Annotated in this window: 5 protein-coding genes; 1 reads left to right on the top strand and 4 read right to left on the bottom strand. The window is 43.0% G+C overall.

The genetic code is table 11. The features are described from left to right. A partial coding sequence (locus WBA23_RS05505) for a mechanosensitive ion channel family protein (protein ID WP_424581249.1) occupies positions 1 to 844 on the bottom strand: 844 nt, incomplete at its 3' end. A 177-nt stretch (positions 845 to 1,021) separates the two neighbouring features. On the opposite strand from WBA23_RS05505, the gene WBA23_RS05500 reads away from it, so the two are divergent. Beyond that, the gene (locus WBA23_RS05500; RefSeq protein ID WP_424581248.1) at positions 1,022 to 2,446 is read left to right on the top strand and encodes a DASH family cryptochrome; all 1,425 of its coding nucleotides are present in this window, start codon (positions 1,022 to 1,024) and stop codon (positions 2,444 to 2,446) included. Positions 2,447 to 2,519: 73 nt separating this feature from the next. On the opposite strand, the gene WBA23_RS05495 is transcribed toward WBA23_RS05500, so the two are convergent. From WBA23_RS05495 to WBA23_RS05485, 3 genes are all read right to left on the bottom strand, one after another. Beyond that, the gene (locus WBA23_RS05495; RefSeq protein WP_424581247.1) at positions 2,520 to 2,972 is read right to left on the bottom strand and encodes a cytochrome B; all 453 of its coding nucleotides are present in this window, start codon (positions 2,970 to 2,972) and stop codon (positions 2,520 to 2,522) included. A 310-nt stretch (positions 2,973 to 3,282) separates the two neighbouring features. Further along, complete coding sequence (locus tag WBA23_RS05490; RefSeq protein WP_424581246.1) at positions 3,283 to 4,236, bottom strand: YihY/virulence factor BrkB family protein; 954 nt, start codon at positions 4,234 to 4,236, stop codon at positions 3,283 to 3,285. Positions 4,237 to 4,375: 139 nt separating this feature from the next. Next, positions 4,376 to 5,361, bottom strand: a 986-nt coding sequence (locus WBA23_RS05485; protein ID WP_424581245.1) for a T9SS type A sorting domain-containing protein, incomplete at its 5' end; no start/stop codon positions are given.

Below are 5,361 nucleotides of genomic sequence, written 5' to 3'. Positions count from 1 at the left end.
GAATTTCTACATCGTGTTCGCCAAATTTTTTGAAAACCGAATAGTATAACTGGCTTTTCATCGCTTGGGGTCGTTGCACGTACATCGATGTCCAGACCATCATTTCAAAGTTGAGCGAGCTATCTCCGAAGTCAGTAAACCAAACATCGGGTGGCGGATTTTTTAAGATGCCCGGATGTTCGCTCATTACCTCCATTAGTAGGTCTTTAACCTTCTGCGGATCTTCTCGGTAGGAAACCCCCACCGGAAACCGGAAGCGCACCCGCCGGTCGTTATGGCTCCAGTTGATTACCTGCGAAGAGATAAACTCCGAATTGGGGACAATGATAGAAATATTATCATTGGTAATAACGGTAGTGGCCCGGGCCGAAATATTTACTACATCGCCATTAATATCACCAACCTCAATACGGTCGCCTACTTTAATAGGGCGCTCAAACAAAATAATCAGTCCCGAAATAAAGTTGTTAGCAATATTCTGTAAACCGAAACCTAGTCCAACTCCTAACGCACCGGCCAGTACGGTCAGCGAACTCAAATCTATTCCGGCTGAGTCAATAATAATGGTAAAGCCCAGTACAAGTATTGTGTAGCGAACAATAGTGCCAATCGACTGGCGAATACCAATATCTAAATTATATCGGGCTAAAACCTGATTAACCAGTAACTTCCTGAATTTGCTGGAAAGGTAAATTAGCATAACAATGCTAAACAGGAAAAATATGATATCGGCCAGATCGAAGTGACTTTCATTAATGGTCACAAAATCGGTTGTGAACCAAGTATGAACGGCGAGTGCCCACTCCTTTAGTTGATCCCATATGGATTGTACTGGTTCTTCCATTGATGGCAAAGTTAGGGAAAAAGCAAAGTTAGTATAGTGAAGCGAAATATTTATCCAGTGGAAAATATTCTAAAAATAAAGTAATACTATTATTTAGTGCGTTAAAACTATTGCGAAGCAAAACTTTACTTAGCGAAGGTTGTTTAATAGTTTAAAATAACAATTAAACAGAAAGATATGAATGGTGCTGCTATAGTTTGGTTTAGAAACGATTTACGCTTACACGATAATGTTACTTTAACCGAAGCAATTCGTAAATCGGAGCGGGTTTATCCGGTATATTGCTTTGACCCTCGGCACTTTGCAGAGACTGAATTAGAATTGCCTAAAACAGGTTCCTACCGCGCTCAGTTCTTATTAGAGTCGCTGCAAGACCTTCGTAATAACCTTCGATCAATTGGCTCCGACTTAATTATCCGCCAGGGAGTACCAGAGTCAGTTATTCCTCAGTTGGCCAAGGAAGTTGGAGCTTCTGGGGTATTTGCCAGTAAGGAGGTGACCTTCGAAGAGATTTCAGTAGAAAAACAGATTGAGGATAAACTATCGCCTGTGGGGATTGAACTAGAACTTATCTGGCAATCTACCCTGCTACACGTCGACGATATTCCCTGGCCAATAAACAATGTGCCCGACATTTTCTCTCAATACAGGCGGGAAGCGGAGAAAATTACCAAGGTTAGAGATACGGTGCCCACCCCTCAGTCGCTTAACAGCATTGATCCTACTGAACCTAACGATATTCCTTCGTTGGAGCAATTGGGCTTATCGTACGTTGAAATAGATGAACGAGCAGTTTTACCCTTCCGGGGAGGCGAAACGGCAGGATTGGCCCGGTTGCATGATTATTTTTGGGAGAAGGATTGCCTAAAAAGTTATAAGGAGACCCGGAACGGAATGTTGGGTGCGGATTATTCATCTAAATTTTCGGCTTGGTTAGCCAATGGATCGCTTTCACCCCGCACAATTTACGAAGAGGTGAAACGCTACGAGCGAGAACGAGTTAAGAATAAATCAACTTACTGGATGGTCTTTGAGCTGCTCTGGCGCGACTATTTTCGGTTTATAACCAAAAAATACGGTAACCGCATCTTTCAATTCGGAGGAATTCAAGAAGCAAGCCCGGACCTTCGTGATGATATTGCTTTATTTCACAAATGGAAGAACGGGGAAACAGGTGTTCCCTTTATTGACGCGAATATGCGGGAGATTAACGCTACCGGGTTTATGTCGAACCGCGGACGGCAGAACGTAGCGAGCTTTCTGACAAAAGATTTAAAAGTAAACTGGACGTGGGGAGCTTCCTACTTTGAGACCATGCTGATTGACTACGATGTTTGTAGCAATTGGTGCAATTGGAACTACGTAGCCGGAGTAGGTAACGACCCCCGGGCGAATCGCTACTTCAATATTATGAGCCAAGCCCAACGCTACGATGCGCAGGGTGCGTACGTCCGCCATTGGATTCCTGAGCTATCGGATGTTCCGGGAAAAAAGGTTCATTACCCTACCGAAATTCCTCAGATGGAACTGGCCAATATGGGCGTTCGCCTGGGTGAAGATTATCCCGAACCGCTAGTTGCGTTTAGTAAGTGGCTGTATTAGGGGTTGGGGATTGGGGTTTAGGAATTAGATGCCTTGTTAGTCCCTAATACTCAGTCCTCAATACCTATTTAATTTAAAACCAACCCCTCGCTACCCGACTCCAGGGCCAAGGAATAGCTGACATAATAAGTAAGAATCCAATCAGATAGAATAAGGCGGTACGCATAAACTTGGCCTTATCGGTAGAGGCGCGTTTGGCGGTGGAGTAGCCAATAGTGATTAGAATAATTCCGACAATATTAGTGGCAATATGTTCTACGGCCCAAAAGCGAAGTTCCGTATTCTTCATAGCGGCTCCCATATCGGCTAAGGCGCTTTGCACCACTGGACTAATAAAGTAAAGAATAAGACCAATCACCAGCTGAAGGTGCACCGAAATCATGGTGAACAACCCTAGTTTTCGGTCCGCTTCGGTATAGGGTTTATTACCAGACCAGCCCAAAAACGCTTTGATGATGGCGGCAATGAGTAATATAACTACAACGTAGCGAAGGGCGGAGTGTAGATGAAGAAGACCAATATACATAGGGAAAGTTTTAGTGTTCGTAAAACTAGTTAAAACTCCTCAATCACAAAAAAAGCGGCCTAAAAAGACCGCCCCTATTTTGTTTACGCTGCTTTGCGAATAAATCTAACCAGCCGTTGATGCTTAGTTAAAAAACTAGGTTTCCTTTTCTGCCGACTCAACATTAGATAGAAAAACATGCCTAGGGTATAAAGCACTCCCGCTAAATACACAGCTAAGAAAATATAAGAAAGAATTGTTATCATATTGGTAAAAATGTACAAGCATACTAATCGTAAAGCCCAAGGAAAAGTTGCGTATTTTAAGTTAATTAAGTGGAAATTTTTTCAGGTTCGGGTTCCCGCTCAATTTCCTGCTTAATTACTTGTACGGCGTTCTTTTTGGGTACGATAGTATCGCCAATATGATGAGAATAAGCTTTGGTAAATTCCGCGCCAACCAGAAAAATAACCGCTGAATAGTAGATCCAAATTAGTAAAATGACTAATGAGCCCGCCGCACCGTAGGAGGTAGATAAATTGCTAGTTGTTAGGTACAGGCCAATAAGCTCTTTTCCCAGTACGAATAAAACAGTAGTTACCAGTGAGCCTACCCATACATCGCGCCAGCGAATTACTGCATCGGGCAGTAGTTTAAAGACCAGCGCAAACACTAAGGTCACAATGGCAATACTGATAGTTAAGCTGGCTAGTTGCATTAGGTAAGTAGAATACTGTGATAAGTAGCGGGAAATAAATTCCTCTGATACTTTCAGCGCCAGGTCAATAATCTGGAAAGCAATTAAGATTAGCCCTAAGCTCACTACAATTACGAAGGAAAAAAGGCGGTCAACAATTAGCTTAAGCCAGCCTCGTCGGGGTTTGGCCCGTACGCCCCAAATTTCGTTTAACGCTAATTGAATATTGACAAACACGGTAGTAGCACTAAAAATCAGGGTAGCGAATCCTATGGTTTTTGCTACAGTACCCGATTCGTTTAGGTTAACATTACGGAGGATATTTTGAATTTGCTTAGCAATTCCCTCGCCTACGTGCGTAGATATTTGCTCGTACAAGGTTCCCTTTACTGCCTCTTCGCCGTAGATTATACCAGCAATATACACCGCAAAAATCAATAGGGCAGGAAGGGAAAAAATCATATAGAACGCAATAGAAGCCCCGTATAGCATAGGATTATCCTGCAAAAAACCCTTGTAGGTATCGATGAGTAGCCGCATTCCTACGGTTTTTTTGAGCCTTTCCCAGTGTTCTTTCCAGCGCTTCATTTCAGCATTCGTCTACATTTGACAGTATAGCAAATACCCGCGCGGTTAAGAATAGCACGGATATCTATATAACTGCAATTAAGCAAAAAGTGCTGAATAAACATCCAGCACTTTTTATCAGAATACTAATATACGCTATTTACTGAATAACAATCTTTTGGGTGTTCCACTGATCATTTGTTTGAGTTCGTACCAGATACACACCTTTAGGCAAGTCTGTAAGGTTCAATGATTGGGGTTCTTGCTTAATCAGTATGCCCTCTTTAAAAATGGTTCCTTGTATGTCGCTAATCCAATAAGCTCCCGACTGTTCGGTCTTAATATGAATGATACCAATAGACGGATTTGGATAAATACTGACTGCTGGTTGGTCGGAAAGAAGCCGCGTTTCTTCAGTATGAGGTACTAAACTAGCTTGCTTTTTCAGGGTGCTTTCTCGTCTGGCTACTGGGGCTGCCGCGGTCGTACTCTTAATAACTAGTGCGCCTATGAAACCATAAGTAGAACTAACCGCTCGGCTAACTTCAATTTGTATTTTCCCGTCTGTAGTTGGCCGCACATTATCTATCGTCACGGTTCTATCTTCGTTATGTGATGCATTAAGCGTAACCTCTTGGTTACCGATGCGGTAAATCGTATTTCGGTTACCACCAAACATAGAACTAGCGAAAAACGTAAAGCTATAAAGTTTATCCGGTGATACTCCATTGAGCGTTATTGCTTCTTGCCCTTGTGTCCAGAAGTATGAGCGAGTTACTGCATCAGGGTACTTCCCAGCATTGTTTCCAGTCGCAAAGCCTTTATGATTCGCTCCATCCCAAGATGATGCTAACTCTAAGGTTATTGCCGAAGATGTACCATCAATGTTCTTTAACAAAAGAGGATTAGTAGAGCGGTGCACGTTATTCCAGTTGTCAGCTACATTATGGCCTTCTCGGTGAAAGTTCACATGGATTTGATCTGCTTTCACTTCACTTACTGGTTGCTCGTTGGGGGCATTGAGGAAAAGTTTATCATCGGGAATTAGCTGTAGTGCTACGCCGGGACCTTGGTAGCGTACTTCCAACACCTGCGGTCCCCAGCGTTCAAAGAAAGTCAACCGAATGGGGTGGTACCCGGCGGCTA

It is taken from the genome of Tunicatimonas sp., from assembly GCF_049647865.1.
GTDB lineage: Bacteria > Bacteroidota > Bacteroidia > Cytophagales > Cyclobacteriaceae > Tunicatimonas.
Note: the sequence above shows the minus strand (reverse complement) of the source record. Positions and strands in the feature narration are given on the sequence as shown.